The following is an 18,075-nucleotide window of genomic DNA, read 5'->3' on the forward strand; positions in this document are numbered from 1 at the left end:
TTTAATTAAATATTTTTATCTAATAATCTGTATCGGTTATTCAGGACAAGACATTACGAAACAAATATTTACTGCTTCGCTTTTAATGCTTTGTATTCTGCAGTCATTTCTAAGGCACTGTAAACACCTAGTAAAGTTTTATTAACATCTACATTTTTAGGGTCTAACTCAACGGCTTTTTCAAGGAAAGGAATTGTAGCTTTGAAAAGATTTTCTCTTTTCTTTTTCAATTCATCGTAGCGCTTCATATCATTTGTAGAGGTTCCCAATTTGTTCATCTCATCAATGATAACTTTTTCATTCTCTAACTTCATTGCAGCTAGATTTATGTAAGCATTGGTGTATTGTGGATTGATTTCGATTACTCTCTTGTAATATTTTTCAGCATCTACTGTGTTTTTTGCATTAGCACTCAATACTCCTAGGTTAAAAACTAAATCGGCATCATTTGGATTTTTTTCCAAAACTTGTGCAACTAATTTTTTGTATGTATCAAAATCCTTAGTCTCAAGATACAAATTAGCCTCAGTCAATATTAATGAGGTGTCTTCTGGATTTGTAAGTCTTGCATCAGAAACTGCTTTCTTCGCCTCTTCCGTTTTTCCTTTTTGTACCAAAATCAAAGCGATATTTTTATAAATCTCACCTCTTTTTGAAGGAATTGCTTCTGTTCTAGGCTTTTCATGCGTTCCTAACTTTACCATTCTGTCTCTTTCTTGTAAAGTATTGAAAAAGTCTTCCTGAGTCGTTAATTTATTAACTGCGAAATAGCTTGTTCCTTTTCCTGAATAGTTTAAGGTTTTAAGATCATCATAAAGCTTAAGAGCTACATCATAATCATTAGCATTTACATAAGTAGAGGCAGCGTAATACAAATTGATTGTATCTTTTTTATCTAACAAATAAGCGTCATATAATTTTTTAGCACCATCTGCATGCTTTTCTGCTTTTGAATCAGCAATAGCACCATTAATCAATTTGTATTTGATTTCAGTTATGGAAGTTGCTGCTTGTGTTGAAAATTTTACTTTTCCAGAAGTTTTTTCCGCTGCTATCAAATCTTGATATGCTTTTGCGGCAAGAGAATAATTGGCATTAGCCTCAACATTCTTGTTTGCTAAATCCAATAATGAATTTCCCTTTACATAAAAAAACTGCGCTTTTTCACTATCTGTCGCGTTAGCAATCAACGATTCTGCTTCCGTCAATATGGTAACCGCTTCTTGAGACTTACCTGCTTTCAACGCTTTTTCAGCGGCTTTAATTTGATCTTTTTGAGCAAAAGTAGCTACTGATATCAATATTGTTGATGCTAGTAATACATATTTACTTTTCATACTATTCTATTTTTGTTTAATAATTATTTTTGGATTTCTATTTTTTATGATTCGTCTTCGTCATCCTCTAAATCTGACTCGTCATCTGCCTCATCTTCTTCGGTTTCGTCCTCGTCGTCATCCTCTTCCGATCCTTCGTCTTCAAGTACTTCTAGAACAGGTTTAACTCTCTCTATTGTTTCTGTTTCAATGATGTTTCCATCTTCATCAACAATTACTTCAGCCACATCATCTTTCATAACTTTTGTGACAGCTGCAATAGAGTCTTTTCCTTTCAAGTTGATTAGTTTCACACCTTGTGTTGCGCGTCCCATCACTCTCAAATCTTCAATAGCCATTCTAATTGTTAGTCCTGATTTGTTGATGATCATTAAATCATCAGCATCCGTAACTGCATTTATCGAAATTAGTTTTCCAGTTTTTTCAGTGATATTAAGTGTTTTTACTCCTTTTCCACCACGATTGGTAATTCTATAAACATCCTCACCATCTTCGTCAACCAACTTAGTTCGCTTACCGTAACCATTTTCTGTTACTACTAAAATTTGCGAATCGTTTATATGATCTTTGTCAACAGTAACCATGCCAATTACTTCATCTGAATCATCCTTAAGTGTAATCCCACGAACTCCAGAAGCTGTTCTTCCCATTGGACGGGTTTTAGTCTCTTCAAAACGAACTAATTTTCCAGATTTAACAGCTAGAATAATTTGGCTTTCACCATTAGTTAATTTAGCTTCTAATAATTCATCGCCATCCTTAATAGTAATAGCAGCAACTCCATTGACTCTTGGTTTAGAATATTTTTCAAGAGATGTTTTCTTTACCTGACCTTTTTTAGTCACCATGATAAGGTTATGACTAGTGATGTACTCCTTATCTTTTAAATCCTGTGTACAAATAAATGCTTTTACTTTATCGTCACTTTCAATGTTGACTAAGTTTTGAATGGCTCTTCCTTTGGCAGTTTTACTTCCTTCTGGAATTTCATAAACACGCATCCAGAAACATTTTCCTTTTTGCGTAAAGAACATCATGTACTGGTGATTTGTTGCCACAAACATGTGTTCTAAGAAATCTTGATCTCTTGTACCTGCACTTTTTTGCCCAACTCCTCCTCTATTCTGCGTTTTATATTCGGTAAGATTGGTACGTTTGATATATCCTGCATGTGAAATTGTGATCACAACATTTTCATCTGCAATTAAATCTTCGATACTTACGTCTCCTCCTGAATATTCTATAACAGAACGGCGTGCATCACCGTATTTATCGCGAATTTCTTCTAATTCTTCTTTGATCAATGCTGTTCTTAAATTAACATCAGCCAATAAAGCTCTTAAATGCTCTATTAACTTCATTATTTCATCATATTCTGCTCTTAATTTATCTTGCTCAAGACCTGTTAATTGTCTCAAACGCATCTCTACAATAGCACGTGATTGAATATCCGATAACTGGAATCTTTCTATTAATTTATTTCTCGCCTCTTCCGTATTTTTTGATGCTTTGATTAACGCAATAACTTCATCAATATTATCCGATGCAATAATTAATCCTTCTAAGATATGTGCTCTCTCCTCTGCCTTGCGCAATTCAAATTGCGTTCTGCGAATAACCACATCATGACGGTGCTCTACAAAATAATGAATCATATCTTTCAGATTCAACATTTGAGGACGTCCTTTTACTAGTGCAATATTGTTTACACTAAAAGAGGATTGTAGTTGTGTGAATTTATATAAGGTATTCAAAACTACATTTGGAGTCGCATCACGTTTCAAGATATACACGATACGCATACCGTTACGATCAGATTCATCTCGAATATTAGCAATACCATCTATTTTTTTATCATTTACCAAATCTGCAGTACGCTTGATCATATCTGCTTTGTTGACTTGATATGGAATTTCAGTAACGATGATGCATTCTCTACCATCTACTTCTTCAAAACCAACTTTGGCGCGCATCACTATTCGACCTCTACCCGTTTTGAAAGCCTCACGAACTCCTTCATAACCATATATAATACCACCAGTAGGAAAATCTGGTGCTTTGATGTGGTTCATTAATTCGTCTATCTCGATTTCATTATTATCAATATAAGCTAATGTTCCGTTGATAACTTCTGTAAGATTGTGTGGTGGCATATTGGTTGCCATTCCTACTGCAATTCCTGTAGCTCCGTTAATTAACAAGGTTGGAACGCGAGTTGGCATTACTTTAGGTTCATACAAAGTATCGTCAAAATTCAACTGAAAATCAACAGTCTCTTTTTCGATATCTGCCATAATTTCTTCAGAAATCTTACGCATTCTTGCTTCGGTGTAACGCATGGCTGCAGGACTATCTCCATCTACAGATCCAAAGTTACCTTGACCATCTACTAAAAGATAGCGCATGCTCCACTCTTGTGCCATACGAACCATAGCATCATAAACAGATGTATCTCCGTGTGGGTGATACTTTCCTAAAACTTCTCCAACAATTCTTGCGGATTTTTTATGGGCTTTATTTGAAAAAACTCCTAAATCATACATTCCATAAAGAACTCTTCGATGTACTGGTTTCAAACCATCTCTAACATCTGGAAGTGCTCTTGATACAATTACTGACATCGAATAATCGATATAAGCTGATTTCATTTCATCTTCTATGTTAATAGGAATTAACTTTTCTCCTTCAGACATAAGTTGTTATATTAAATAATTATATTAGTTTCAAAACGTGCCAATATACGCCTTTTTGAAATTTTTAAACCTATTTTAAAACACTTATTTAAATGATTTATTAACAAATTATCCCTCTATTTTAGTTAATAATTTAAGGGAAATTTAACTTTAATATTATGATTATTTTTGTCTCTTAGCTGACAGCACTTCGAATAGGAATGGTTTTTGTTTTTCTATCACTAATTCACTAAATTTACGATATCAAATATATATTATGGATGATAATTTTTCACCAAGAGTAAAAGACGTTATTACGTACAGCAAAGAGGAAGCCATGCGATTAGGGCATGATTTTATAGGAACAGAACACTTAATGTTAGGTATTTTAAGAGACGGAAACGGCAAAGCAATTCAAATATTGAACAACCTTGATGTTGATTTAGAACATTTGCGAAGAAAAGTAGAAATCCTAAGCCCTGCGAGTCCAAGCTTAGAAGTAAATGTTGAGAAAAAAAACTTACACTTGACACGCCAAGCAGAAAGAGCCTTAAAAACTACTTTTTTGGAAGCAAAAGTATTTCAAAGTACCTCGATTAGCACAGCACACTTATTGTTGTGTATTTTAAGAAATGAAAACGATCCAACAACCAAGCTATTGAATAAATTAAAAATTGATTACGATATAGCTAAAGAACAATATCTAAATATGACTCCAAACGAAGAAGATTTTATAGAAAATTTGCCAAGAAACGAATCGTACAATGACGATTCAGGACAAGATGACAGTCTGAAAGAAAGTAGTTTTAACAATCCAGCAAATAAATCCAACAAAAAATCAAAAACTCCAGTTTTAGATAATTTTGGAAGAGATTTAACAGAAATGGCTGAAGAAGGAAAATTAGATCCTGTTGTAGGACGTGAAAAAGAAATCGAACGCGTTTCGCAAATTTTGAGCCGTCGTAAGAAAAATAATCCATTACTAATAGGGGAACCTGGAGTGGGAAAATCAGCTATTGCCGAAGGCTTAGCGTTGCGAATTATTCAGAAAAAAGTATCCCGTACTTTATTCAACAAACGTGTTGTAACACTTGATTTAGCAAGTTTGGTCGCTGGTACAAAATACCGTGGACAATTTGAAGAGCGCATGAAAGCAGTTATGAATGAACTTGAGAAAAATGATGATATCATTCTTTTTATAGATGAAATTCACACTATTGTAGGTGCTGGTGGCGCAACAGGTTCACTTGACGCTTCGAATATGTTTAAACCTGCATTGGCTCGTGGAGAGATTCAATGTATTGGTGCAACAACATTAGACGAATACAGACAATATATAGAAAAAGATGGCGCATTAGAAAGACGTTTTCAAAAGATAATTGTGGAACCAACATCAGTATCCGAAACAATTACCATTTTGAATAACATCAAAAACAAGTACGAAGACCATCACAATGTTACCTATACACAAGAAGCAATTGAAGCGTGTGTAAAACTGACGGATCGATATATGTCTGAACGTTTCTTGCCAGACAAAGCGATTGATGCCTTAGATGAAGCAGGTTCTAGAGTTCACATCACTAATATTGAAGTGCCAAAACAAATTTTAGATCTCGAACGTCAATTAGAGGACGTACGTGAATTGAAAAATGTTGTGGTAAAAAAACAAAAATACGAAGAGGCCGCTAAACTTCGTGATGATGAAAAACGTATTGAAAAAGACTTAGCCATTGCTCAAGAGCAATGGGAAGAAGACGCTAAAAACAACAGAATAGAAGTTACAGAAGACAATGTCGCTGATGTAGTTTCTATGATGAGCGGCATTCCAGTAAATCGAATTGCACAAACAGAAAGCAATAAACTGGCTAAATTACCCGAACTCATTGAAGGAAAAGTGATTGGCCAAAGAGAAGCGGTAATGAAAATTGCACGTTCTATTCAAAGAAATCGTGCCGGGTTAAAAGATCCGAATCGTCCAATAGGTTCTTTTATTTTCTTAGGACAAACTGGTGTTGGTAAAACACAATTAGCCAAAGTATTGGCTAAGGAATTATTCGATTCTGAAGATGCTTTGATTCGTATTGACATGAGTGAATACATGGAAAAATTTGCAATCTCTCGTTTAGTTGGAGCGCCTCCAGGATATGTAGGATATGAAGAGGGTGGACAATTGACGGAGAAAGTAAGAAGAAAACCGTATTGTGTTGTACTTCTTGATGAAATTGAAAAAGCGCATCCTGATGTTTTCAATATGTTATTGCAAGTTTTAGATGACGGATATTTGACTGACAGTTTAGGACGAAAAATTGATTTCAAGAATACGATTATAATCATGACTTCAAATGTGGGAGCCAGACAACTTAAAGATTTTGGTCAAGGCGTTGGTTTTGGAACTGCAGCCAAAGTAGCTCAAGCTGATGATAACTCGAAAAGCATTATAGAAAATGCATTAAAGAAAACTTTTGCTCCTGAATTCTTGAACAGAATTGACGATGTAATTGTATTTAATGCTTTAGAAAAACATGATATTGATTTGATTATCGAAATTGAATTGAAAAAATTATTTGCTCGCGTGGCCGAATTAGGATATCAATTGAATCTTTCTGATAAAGCAAAAGCATTTATTGCTGAGAAAGGTTTTGATAAACAATTTGGCGCAAGACCATTAAAAAGAGCGATTCAGAAGTATGTTGAAGATACTCTAGCCGAGGAAATCATAACTTCTAAAATCACTTCAGGAGACGAAATATTTATGGATATCGTAGAGGGGGCACAAGAACTAACCGTTCAAATTCACAAAGCTGGAGAGCCTACAAATCTTTAAATTTACTCCTTAAAACAATTCAAAAAGCCCGTTACGTTTTTATAACATAGCGGGCTTATTATTTACAGTAAACATACTTTTTTTGAAAACAAATATTTACATTTGATTTCAAAATAGAGGTTAAAAAAATCAATTTATGTTAGACAATAAAGTTATTTTAGGTAGTGAAGAATGGTGTTCTTTTCCAGAATTAGGAATTCCTACGATAAAAGCACGAGTGGATTCGGGTGCAAAAACATCTGCTTTACATGCTATAAACATTGCCCCGTTTATAAAAAACGACAGCAACTGGGTGAAATTTGACATTAACCCGATACAGAATAATCTAAAAACGGTAATTCATTGTGAAGCTCCTTTAGTTGACAAACGGATTGTTAAAAGTTCGAGTGGTTTTAGAGAACAGCGATACGTAATACAAACCAACTTACAAATAGGCACTTCACAGTGGCCAATAGAAATGACGCTAACCAATCGAGATTCTATGGGTTTTAGAATGCTACTCGGTCGTGAAGCGATGAGCGGAAGAGTGCTGGTCGATCCAGAACAAAAATATCTTTTGGGACAACCGAGTACTGACACGCTGAAAGAATTATATAAAAATTCTGAAAAAGCAAGTTCTGGTTTACGCATTGGACTTTTGGCCAGCAATCCAGAATTGTACAGCAACAAGCGCATCATGGAAGCCGGAGAAATGCGTGGTCATGAAATGCACTTTTTGAACATCAAAGAATGTTATATGAAACTCGATGCAAAAACACCTGAAATTCATTATCGCGGTGGAAAAATATTAAATCAATTTGATGCTGTTATTCCTAGAATCAGACCTAGTATTACTTTTTACGGTTGTGCACTAACCAGACAATTTGAGGCCTTAAAAGTGTATTGCCTGAACTCTTCAAACGCAATAACACAATCACGTGATAAATTATACTCCTTGCAATTACTATTAAATCATGGCGTAGAAATTCCCACTACTGGATTTGCCAATTCACCTTTGGATACCGATGATTTGATAAAAATGGTTGGAGGTTCCCCTTTGATCGTAAAATTACTAGAAGGAACACAAGGAAAAGGAGTAGTTCTCGCGGAGACCAAAAAAGCAGCAGAGAGTGTTATCAACGCCTTCAAAAGTTTAAATGCGAATATATTGGTGCAAGAATTTATCAAAGAAGCCAATGGAAAAGACATTCGTTGTTTTGTTATAGACGGAAAAGTAGTTGCCGCTATTCAAAGGGAAGCAATGCCAGGTGAATTTCGAGCCAATATTCATCTTGGAGGAACAGCATCTATCATAAAAGTTACCGCTGAAGAAAAAAGAATAGCTATTAAAGCAACTAAAGCAATGGATCTTAAAGTAGCTGGTGTAGATATTATTCGTTCCTCAAAAGGTCCTTTATTGCTTGAAGTAAACTCATCTCCGGGTTTAGAGGGAATTGAAGGCGCAACAAACAAAGATATTGCAGGTGAAATGATCAAAGCAATTGAAAAACATTTCAAGCAAAAAGCGGATCTAAAATAATCTAAGTACGTTAATTTAGCATCTACAACATTAAAAATAAATGCATTCACCTAAAAAAAATGAAGATCAAATTTAATGGGTAATTTCCTTTTTTATAAAACAAATAATTTACTGTTGTTCGAATCAAACTCATTATATATTGATAAATTCAAACAAAATAAATCCAGATTTTAAGCTTTAAATAATGAAAACTGAAATTTTAAAAACGATTAAACATTTCGCATAAACCAAATTATATTCTGAAATTTAAAGAAACTTATATAAAATGTACAAAAAAAACCATTCCGTTAAGAATGGTTTTTTTTTGTAAATAATTCACTTCACTATATAAAAATACTAAAAATGTAATATATAATTGCTGCAAGAATTGCGGAAATAGGAATAGTTAAAACCCAAGCCCATAACAAACTTACGGTCATTCCCCAACGCACTGCAGAGACTCTTTTAGTAAGACCAACTCCAATAATTGATCCAGTGATTGTATGTGTTGTACTTACAGGAACTTTAAAATGTTCTGTAAAATATAAGGTTAAAGCTCCTGCTGTTTCAGCAGCAACACCTTCAAAAGATGTTACTTTTGTGATTTTTGAACCCATTGTTTTTACGATCTTCCATCCTCCGCTTAAAGTTCCTGCCGCAATGGCTGAATAACACGCTAAAGGAATCCAAGCAGGCATTTTAAAGGCACCTTCATCATTTGGTAACACAACATCCAACCAAGATGGCAGCGATTCTTGAGCGACTCCACTAGTGTTGATATAAACTGCAACAGCTGCTGCGATAATACCCATTACTTTTTGGGAATCATTTCCTCCGTGACCTAAACTGAAAGCTGCAGATGATAGTAATTGCATTTTCTTCAACCAAGCAGTCGCCTGATTTAAATTTAAACTACTAAATATCAAACAAAAAGTACTAATTGACAAAACTATAAAAGCAACTAAAAACCATTTTATATTGTGTGTCTCAAAAGCAACACTCCAAAAATGAGAATCAAAACGAGGTTTTTCAATTTGATCAAAATAAACCATTTGTGATTCTACAAACCAAATCGTTATTATCATTAACAAAGCGGTGAAAATCTTTGGATAAATACTTTTCTTAGAGGCATTAAGCAACCAAATAGACATTAGATAAGATATCAAAGCTCCCAATAAAGGTGCCAAAATAATAAAGGCAACGATGATTAAAACTCCCGAAGGCATACCACCATCTTTTCCTGCTTTGTACCAAGAAACTACTCCAAAACCAGCATGAGCAATGGCTGCTCCTGCAAATCCTCCAATCAATGTATGAGAAGAACTTGAAGGAATTCCTTGCCACCATGTAAATAAATTCCAAATAATAGCTGCTATTACGCCTGCTAAAATCACAATCAGGTTTATATCCATGGTATTGGCAGTTTTTGCAACAGTATCTGCTACACCAAAACCAAAAACCCAGTAAGCCAAAAAGTTAAAAAATGCTGCCCAAACAACCGCCTGAAAAGGGGTTAATACTTTGGTGGCAACAACTGTTGCTATAGCATTGGCAGCATCATGAAAACCATTGATGTAATCAAAAATTAATGCCAAAACTATAATAACTATAAGTAGAGTAAATTCCATATTTTTAATTTCAGAATAAAACGGATTGAATTAAGAATGTTTTACAGAAATAGATTCTAAAACACCAGCTACACTTTTACATTTATCCGTTGCAGTTTCCAAAACTGATAATACTTCCTTGTATTTAATTATATTCTTTGCATCCGTTTCATTTTCGAATAAGTCAAGGACCGCTTTATCATAAACGTTGTCTGATTTATTTTCTAGTTTATTAATTCGAAGACAAGCATCAGTAATATTCTTCATTTTTTTCAAATCTCTCAATTCTCTGATTGCAACATCAATATTTTGACAGGCTTCGAGATTAATTTCTGTTAATTTTCTGATTGATTTGGTAATTTTATCTACTTGGTACAAACGCATTCTACTTGCTGCACCATGAAGATTTCCAGCAACATTATCAATTGAAGTAATTAATGAATAAATATCCTCTCTATCAAATGGTGTGATAAAATTTCTACTCAACTCAAGGTTTGTTTGACGGGTAATATCCTCTCCTTTTTGTTCTAAAACATCAATTTTCTGAAAAAGAACTTCGCGTTCTTTTAAAGGAAGGTTTACAGCTTCATGCAAATTTGTAGCAATTTCTATTAAATTACTAGAAGCTTCTTCAAAAAGAGGGAAAAACTTTTTGTCTTTGGGAACCAAAAATTGGAAAAAATTATTTATGTTCATTTCATTAAAATTTAGTTTGGCAAAATTACTTCATTATTAATCGCTAATGTTAAGCCATTGTTAACAAATTATTTTCTATTTGAAAAGTATTCAAAAATGAAACTGTATTTTCAATGTCATAATGTAAAATCCTGTCTTCTTTTATCAACGGTATTTCCTCTCGATACGCGCATAAAAACAACTCAATGAAGTTACTAGATAATAAAGGACGTCTGTATTCTATAGCTTGTGAAGCATTTAATAATTCTATGGCAAGAATTCGTTCTAAATTATCTAAAACACGTAAAGCTTTAGTAGCGGCATTTGCACCCATGCTTACATGATCCTCTTGCCCGTTACTTGAAACAATACTATCTATGCTAGCTGGTGTTGCTAACTGCTTGTTCTGACTTGCAATACTCGCTGCGGTATATTGTGGAATCATCAAGCCTGAATTAAGTCCTGGATTATCAACCAAAAATGCGGGAAGATTTCTCGTTCCTGAAATTAACTGATAGGTTCTTCGTTCTGAAATACTTCCTAATTCTGCCAAAGCGATTGCCATAAAATCTAGGGCTAATGCCAAAGGTTGTCCATGAAAATTACCACCAGAAATGATTTGGTCACTTTCAATAAAAATATTGGGATTGTCAGTCACCGAATTAATTTCAGTTTTAAATACTTTTTTCACATAGTCAATTGCATCTTTTGAAGCGCCATGTACTTGCGGCATACAGCGAAAAGAATACGGATCTTGAACATGTTTTTTTGGCTGCTTGATAATCTCACTTCCTTCTAAGAATCCTTTGATACGATTCGCAGTAATTATTTGTCCTTTGTGAGGTCGAATAAAATGAATTAATTCATGGAAAGGTTCTATACGACCATCAAAAGCTTCCAATGAAATAGCTCCTATTAAATCCGCTAAATAAGAAAACTTATTTACTTTCATTAAAATATGGGCTCCATAAGCACTCATAAATTGTGTTCCGTTCAGTAAAGCCAATCCTTCTTTTGATTGTAAAACAATCGGTTGCCAATCAAATTGTTTCAAAACAACACTTGAATGCACTTTTTTACCTTCAAAATAAACTTCACCTTCACCCAATAAAGGCAACGATAAATGCGCCAATGGAGCCAAATCTCCCGAAGCTCCTAGTGAACCTTGTTCATAAATTACAGGGAAAATATTATTATTATAAAAGGCTATCAATCGCTCTACTGTTTGTAATTGAATGCCCGAATGTCCATAACTCAAGGATTGTATTTTAAGTAACAACATCAATTTTACAATATCAATTGGTACTTCTCCACCGGTACCACAAGAATGTGATTTAACTAAATTTTCTTGTAATTTTGATAAATTTTCATTTGAAATTTTAACATTACAAAGAGATCCAAAACCAGTGTTTATTCCATAAATAGGCTCCGATTGTAATGCCATTTTTTTGTCTAAATACTCACGACATTTTTGAATATTAACTTTTGCCTCTTCTGATAGCGCTAGTAATTTATGATGTAAAACAATTTCCTGTAGTATTTCTAAGCTAAGCAATTCAGTACTAATGTAATGCGTATTGTCCATTTTGTTAGTTTTAAGTAAGTAAAATTGAATAAATCTTTATAACTACACAACATTTATTTCTCCTATTTTAATTTTAAAGTTAAACAAAACAAAAAATTATTGTTTTTTATTTTTTTCTGATGCGGATCAAACGTATTCTAAAAACACTTTTGATCTTAGTAACTTGCTTATCTATTTATTTATAAAATAATAATGGGAATAATTTCAGCAGTTCGCTATTATAATAAAAATAATTGCATCAATCCTTTTGCATTATGTAGCAATAAACTTTTGGAAATAAATTAAAGAATTCAATAAAAATTACGAATAGCTTTTTTGAGTACCTAATAAATCAAACAATTATCAACAATTATCAGCAGATAACTCTTATTTTCAAATATTCGTAAAAACAATTTGAGTCGCGTTGTGTTTTATAAAAAACAGTACTTTTGAATATATAAATGACACACCACAAAGCAACATATCAGACTTCGATAACAACTCAAATTTGGGTTGGCTTTGCTTTTGCATTTTCAACAACGACTGCTACTACCCCTTTGGGGTAAACTCACTACATATAATTCTATTATTATTTTTTTCGAAAGAAAAAGAGTTTATTGGCTGTGTATTAAAGACTACGTTTCTAAACAAACAAACTAAACACTAGTAAATCACCACTAAGTTAAAAAAGATAAAATTGGCGATTTTGCAGGTACAAAATATAAATTATTAAATATGAAAGTATTAAAATTTGGCGGAACCTCTGTTTCCAATGCAGAAAACATAAAGTTGGTTTTAAGAATTATAAATGAAAAAGCAAGAGATGAAAAATTAATTGTTGTAGTTTCTGCGTTGAGTAAAGTAACTGATCTGTTGCAACTAGCATCTCAAAAAGCAGCTGCTGGCGACGAAAACTTCAAAGTAATTCTGACCGATTTAGAGAAAAAGCATTTAGACGTATTAAAAGATCTTATACCAATAAGTGAACAAAGCAGTCTTTTGAGCCATGTAAAAAGAATAATCAACCATTTAGAGACCTTATTGGATGGCTGCTATCTTTTAGGCGAATTATCACCTAGAACTTCAGATACAATTTTGAGTTTCGGTGAATTACTATCTGCTTTCATTATCGCCGAAGCTTTGAAACAAAATGGGAACAATAGTATTTATAAAGACAGTCGAGAGCTTATTAAAACCAACAACCATTTTGGTAAAGCAATTGTAAATTTTGATGTTTCCAATGCTTTAATAACTGATTTTTTTGCTTCGAATGAAAATCAAGTGGTCGTTATGCCTGGATTTATTGCTGCCTCATTAGACGGGATCAATACTACTTTAGGCCGCGGAGGATCTGATTATTCAGCTGCTATACTCGCGGGAGCTTTGAATGCGACAGATTTAGAAATTTGGACCGATGTTAACGGAATGTATACAGCCAACCCTAAAATTGTAAAACAAGCACATCCCATTGCCTTTATTTCATATCAGGAAGCAATGGAATTATCGCATTTTGGTGCGAAAGTTTTGTATCCGCCAACTATACAGCCCGTCTTAAAAAAAAATATTCCAATTCTGATAAAAAATACATTCGAGCCAGAAGCCGAGGGAACATTAATTTCCAACCAACAAATGGATTTTACCAATCCTGTGAAAGGAATTAGTCATATTGATAAAATTAGTTTGATTACGCTGGAAGGTCCAGGAATGATTGGTGTTGCTGGTTCTTCCAAAAGACTTTTTGAGGTGTTGTCACAAGAAAATGTCAATGTCGTTTTTATTACTCAAGCCTCCTCCGAACATTCAATTTGTATCGGAATTCTAAATTCAGATGCCGACATTTCCGAAATTGCTATAAACAAAGCCTTTGAAGTTGAAATTTTACAAAATAAAATAAAACCTTGTATTGTCGAAAAAAACCTTTGCATCATAGCATTAGTTGGAGAAAATATGAAAAATCATCAAGGGTTGAGCGGTAGAATGTTTAGCACTTTGGGGAAAAACAATGTAAATATTCGAGCGATTGCACAAGGTGCTTCCGAAAGAAATATTTCGGCAGTTATAAACGAACGCGATGTAAAAAAAGCATTGAATTCTTTACATGAAAACTTCTTCGAAAAAAACACCAAGCAATTGAATCTCTTTGTAATGGGAGTGGGAAATGTGGGAGAGAAATTTATCGAACAGATACACCAACAAAAGAAATTTTTAAAAGACACATTACGTATAAACCTCCGCGTTATTGCATTGTCTAATTCTCGAAAAATGTATTTCGATGAAGATGGGATTTCATTAAAAAACTGGCATTTCTTATTGGAAACTGGTGATCCTGCCAATAAAGAACAGTTTATATCCAATGTAAAACAACTCAATTTACGCAACAGTATTTTTGTAGATATTACTGCAAATGAAAGTGTGTCTAAAACCTATGAACACTATTTAAAACAAAATATTGCAGTAGTAACCTGTAATAAAATTGCCTGTGCATCGGAATACGACAACTATAAAAAACTAAAAAAACTATCCCGACAATTCAATGCTCCTTTTCTATTTGAAACGAATGTGGGAGCCGGATTACCAATTATTGATACCGTTAAAAACCTAGTTGCCTCTGGAGATAAAATCAATAAAATTCAGGCTGTTTTATCTGGAAGTTTAAATTTTATCTTTAATAATTTTGATCAAAATAGCACTTTTCATGATGTAGTTAAAGAAGCTGGTATACAAGGATTTACAGAGCCAGATCCGAAAATTGATTTGAGCGGAATTGACGTTGCTAGAAAGATTTTAATCCTGATTAGGGAAAGCGGTTACAAAATGGAAATTGACGAAATTGAAAATGAATCTTTTATGCCCGCAGCATGTTTGGAAACCACTACAAATGAAGCTTTTTTCGAGTCTTTAAAAGCACATGCAGAACATTTTGAATCTATTTACAAAGAAGCACTTAGTAAAGAATCGCGATTAAAATACGTGGCGCAATTTGAAAACGGGAAAGCAAATGTTGGGTTGCGATTCATTCCTAAAGACCATCCATTTTACAATCTAGAAGGTAAAGATAATATTGTGCTATTTTTTACAGATCGCTATGTAGATCAGCCTTTGTTGATAAAAGGCGCTGGCGCAGGAGCTTCAGTGACGGCATCAGGTATTTTTGCTGATGTGATTAGAATTGTAAACATTTAAGAAATAGTTAAAAGTTTTATTTTTTTAAGGTTTCAAGTTCTACAACTGGCAAAAACTTTAAACCTGAAACTTTAAACCTGAAACCAAAATTTATGAATGAAATAAAAATATTTTGCCCCGCTACAATCGCAAATCTTTCTTGTGGTTTTGATGTCTTGGGACTTTGTTTAGAAACTGCTGGCGACGAAATGATCATTAGAAAATCAGCTGAAAAAGGGATTCGAATTACTAAAATTGTGGGTGCCGACTTGCCGCTAGAAACCGAAAAAAATGTGGCTGGAGTATCTGCTCTAGCAATGTTGGAAGCTGTAGAAACCGAATTTGGATTCGAAATTGAAATTTACAAACACATCAAAGCAGGAAGCGGAATAGGAAGCAGTGCTGCTAGTTCAGCCGGAGCTGTTTTTGGCATAAACGAATTACTTGGACGACCATTTACCCGAAAGGAATTGGTTCTATTTGCCATGCAGGGCGAAAAACTAGCTAGTGGAAATGCTCATGCGGATAACGTTGCTCCTGCCCTTTTGGGCGGATTTACATTAGTACGAAGTTCAAATCCTTTGGATATTATTCGCATCGAAAGCCCTTCTGAATTGTATGCTACGGTGGTTCATCCTCAAATTGAATTGAAAACTTCGGATGCAAGATCGGTTTTAAAACAAACTATTTCATTGAAAAGTGCTATTATTCAATGGGGAAATGTGGGCGGGCTAATAGCGGGTTTGTACACCAAAGATTACGATTTGATAGGACGTTCCTTGCATGACGAAATTGTAGAACCGTTGCGAAGCGTGTTAATTCCTGGCTTTGATTTAATAAAAAAAACAGCCTACGAAAATGGTGCTTTAGGTTCAGGAATTTCAGGTTCGGGTCCTTCTATTTTTGCATTGAGTAAAGGAAAAGAAACTGCAGAAAAAATTGCAAAAGCGATGAGCGCTATCTATGATGAAATGAATTTACCGTATGAAATTCATGTATCAAAAGTAAATCCTGATGGAGTACGAATTATTTAAAAATGAGTACTTAGTTCTTAATGCTCCGTTGAAAAGGCAAGAATAAAGACTAATTATTTAGAACCTAATAAACAATGAAATACTATAGTTTAAACCATAACGCCCCACAAGTTTCTTTCAAAGAAGCTGTGATACAAGGATTAGCATCTGATAGAGGATTGTATTTTCCTGAAACCATTACCCCATTAGCACCTACTTTTTTTGATACAATCGAAAATTTAAGCAACGAAGAAATTGCTTATCAAGCGATTCAACAATTTGTAGGTAATGAAATTCCTGAGATCACATTACGAACAATAATCAAAGATACCTTGTGTTTTGATTTTCCCTTAATAGAAGTTGAAAAAGGTATTTTTTCTCTTGAATTATTTCATGGTCCAACAATGGCATTCAAGGATGTTGGAGCACGATTCATGTCACGTTGTTTGGGGTATTTCAATAAAGATATCAAAGACAGTAAAAATACGGTTCTTGTTGCTACTTCGGGCGATACAGGCGGCGCTGTTGCAAGCGGCTTCCTTGGCGTAAAAGGCGTAGAAGTAATCATACTGTATCCTTCTGGTAAAGTGAGTGATATTCAGGAACGCCAATTGACTACATTGGGACAAAATATAAAAGCACTTGAAGTGGATGGTGTTTTTGATGATTGCCAAGACATGGTTAAAAAAGCATTTTTAGACGAAAGTTTAAAACACAAAAACCTGACCTCGGCAAATTCGATCAATATTGCACGCTGGTTGCCCCAAATGTTTTATTTTTTATTTGCTTACAAGGTCTTAAAAAAAGAAAATAAGAAATTAATTTTTTCTTGTCCGAGTGGAAATTTTGGGAATATTTGTGCTGGAATCATTGCCAAGAAAATGGGACTGCCAATCGAGCATTTTGTTGCAGCAACAAATGTGAATGATACTGTTCCTAGATTTTTAGAAAACGGAGTTTATGATCCAAAGCCTTCTAAAGCGACCATTTCTAATGCTATGGATGTAGGAAATCCGAGTAATTTTATTCGAATTCAAGAGCTATATCAAAACGATTTAGAACAATTCAAAAAAGATTTTTCATCCTTTACCTTCTCTGATGAAGAGACTTTAGAAGCAATGAAAACCATTTACAAGAGAGATGGTTATATTGCAGAACCTCACGGAGCAGTTGGATATTTAGGATTGAAAAAGGAATTAGAAAATCACCCAAACGCAATTGGAATTTTCTTGGAAACCGCTCACCCAATTAAATTTCTGGATGTAGTAGAACCCGCTTTGAATGTAAAACTGCCCATTCCAGAACAAATAGAAAGTGTGATAAATAAAGAAAAAATAAGTATAAAAATCAAATCATACGAAGAATTGAAAACGTTTTTAAGGTAAGGCTTTCTGTTTTTTTTTAATATAACTACCGAAATAAAAAAGTGTTCTGAAACCGAATAGTTACAGCATCCTTTTACACCAGAGAACACATACAAAAGGACAATACTATTATTGACAAACTCACCATGAAAAAACGAAATATTATGCTCCAAAAAAAATCCAATTACTACCAACAATTTTTTTTATAAAATGAATCTCTAATTACTAACGTGTTAAAAATAATGTAACCAGTAGGCATCATTGATTTTTATATATTTACTTCAAAAAACAATGCGCTAAGACATTAAAAATTAAAAATTTACAGTGAAAAACTGGATTTAAAAAAGCCTTAAAATAAT

Annotated in this window: 10 protein-coding genes; 5 read left to right on the forward strand and 5 right to left on the reverse strand. The window is 33.8% G+C overall.

Annotation, left to right across the window (positions count from 1 at the left end):
• Nucleotides 1-68: 68 nt before the first annotated feature.
• Entirely contained in the window at nt 69-1,337 is a 1,269-nt protein-coding gene (locus tag AC061C_RS12360) for a tetratricopeptide repeat protein (protein WP_478291419.1), read from the reverse strand.
• A 44-nt stretch (nt 1,338-1,381) separates the two neighbouring features.
• Nucleotides 1,382-4,030, reverse strand: coding sequence for a DNA gyrase subunit A (gyrA, locus tag AC061C_RS12365; RefSeq protein ID WP_478291420.1), 2,649 nt, complete (start codon nt 4,028-4,030; stop codon nt 1,382-1,384).
• Nucleotides 4,031-4,286: 256 nt separating this feature from the next.
• Between gyrA and AC061C_RS12370 the strand changes: the two genes are divergently transcribed.
• Together AC061C_RS12370 and rimK are read left to right on the forward strand one after the other, a co-directional pair.
• Nucleotides 4,287-6,833 (forward strand): ATP-dependent Clp protease ATP-binding subunit, encoded by a 2,547-nt coding sequence (locus AC061C_RS12370; protein ID WP_478291421.1) that lies wholly within the window; start codon nt 4,287-4,289, stop codon nt 6,831-6,833.
• A 136-nt stretch (nt 6,834-6,969) separates the two neighbouring features.
• Nucleotides 6,970-8,352 (forward strand): 30S ribosomal protein S6--L-glutamate ligase, encoded by a 1,383-nt coding sequence (rimK, locus tag AC061C_RS12375; RefSeq protein ID WP_478291422.1) that lies wholly within the window; start codon nt 6,970-6,972, stop codon nt 8,350-8,352.
• Between the two features lie 323 nt (nt 8,353-8,675).
• Here rimK and AC061C_RS12380 read toward each other — a convergent pair whose 3' ends face one another.
• Genes AC061C_RS12380 through hutH form a run of 3 tightly spaced genes read right to left on the reverse strand, consistent with a single transcriptional unit; the run spans nt 8,676 to nt 12,198 of the window.
• The gene (locus AC061C_RS12380) at nt 8,676-9,959 is read right to left on the reverse strand and encodes an inorganic phosphate transporter (protein ID WP_478291423.1); all 1,284 of its coding nucleotides are present in this window, start codon (nt 9,957-9,959) and stop codon (nt 8,676-8,678) included.
• A 30-nt stretch (nt 9,960-9,989) separates the two neighbouring features.
• Nucleotides 9,990-10,634, reverse strand: a complete 645-nt coding sequence (locus tag AC061C_RS12385) for a DUF47 domain-containing protein (protein WP_309758891.1) — start codon at nt 10,632-10,634, stop codon at nt 9,990-9,992.
• Nucleotides 10,635-10,683: 49 nt separating this feature from the next.
• Complete coding sequence (gene hutH, locus AC061C_RS12390; protein ID WP_478291424.1) at nt 10,684-12,198, reverse strand: histidine ammonia-lyase; 1,515 nt, start codon at nt 12,196-12,198, stop codon at nt 10,684-10,686.
• Between the two features lie 714 nt (nt 12,199-12,912).
• Between hutH and thrA the strand changes: the two genes are divergently transcribed.
• The 3 genes from thrA to thrC all read left to right on the forward strand — a co-directional run bounded on the left by thrA (nt 12,913) and on the right by thrC (nt 17,737).
• Nucleotides 12,913-15,360, forward strand: coding sequence for a bifunctional aspartate kinase/homoserine dehydrogenase I (gene thrA, locus AC061C_RS12395; protein ID WP_478291425.1), 2,448 nt, complete (start codon nt 12,913-12,915; stop codon nt 15,358-15,360).
• 92 nt (nt 15,361-15,452) lie between these two features.
• A complete protein-coding gene (locus AC061C_RS12400) occupies nt 15,453-16,373 on the forward strand; it encodes a homoserine kinase (RefSeq protein WP_478291426.1) in 921 nt (306 codons plus the stop codon).
• Between the two features lie 74 nt (nt 16,374-16,447).
• On the forward strand, nt 16,448-17,737 hold the full coding sequence (gene thrC, locus AC061C_RS12405) for a threonine synthase (RefSeq protein ID WP_478291427.1): 1,290 nt from the start codon (nt 16,448-16,450) through the stop codon (nt 17,735-17,737).
• Nucleotides 17,738-18,075 lie beyond the last annotated feature (338 nt).

It is taken from the genome of Flavobacterium sp. GNP010, from assembly GCF_056428945.1.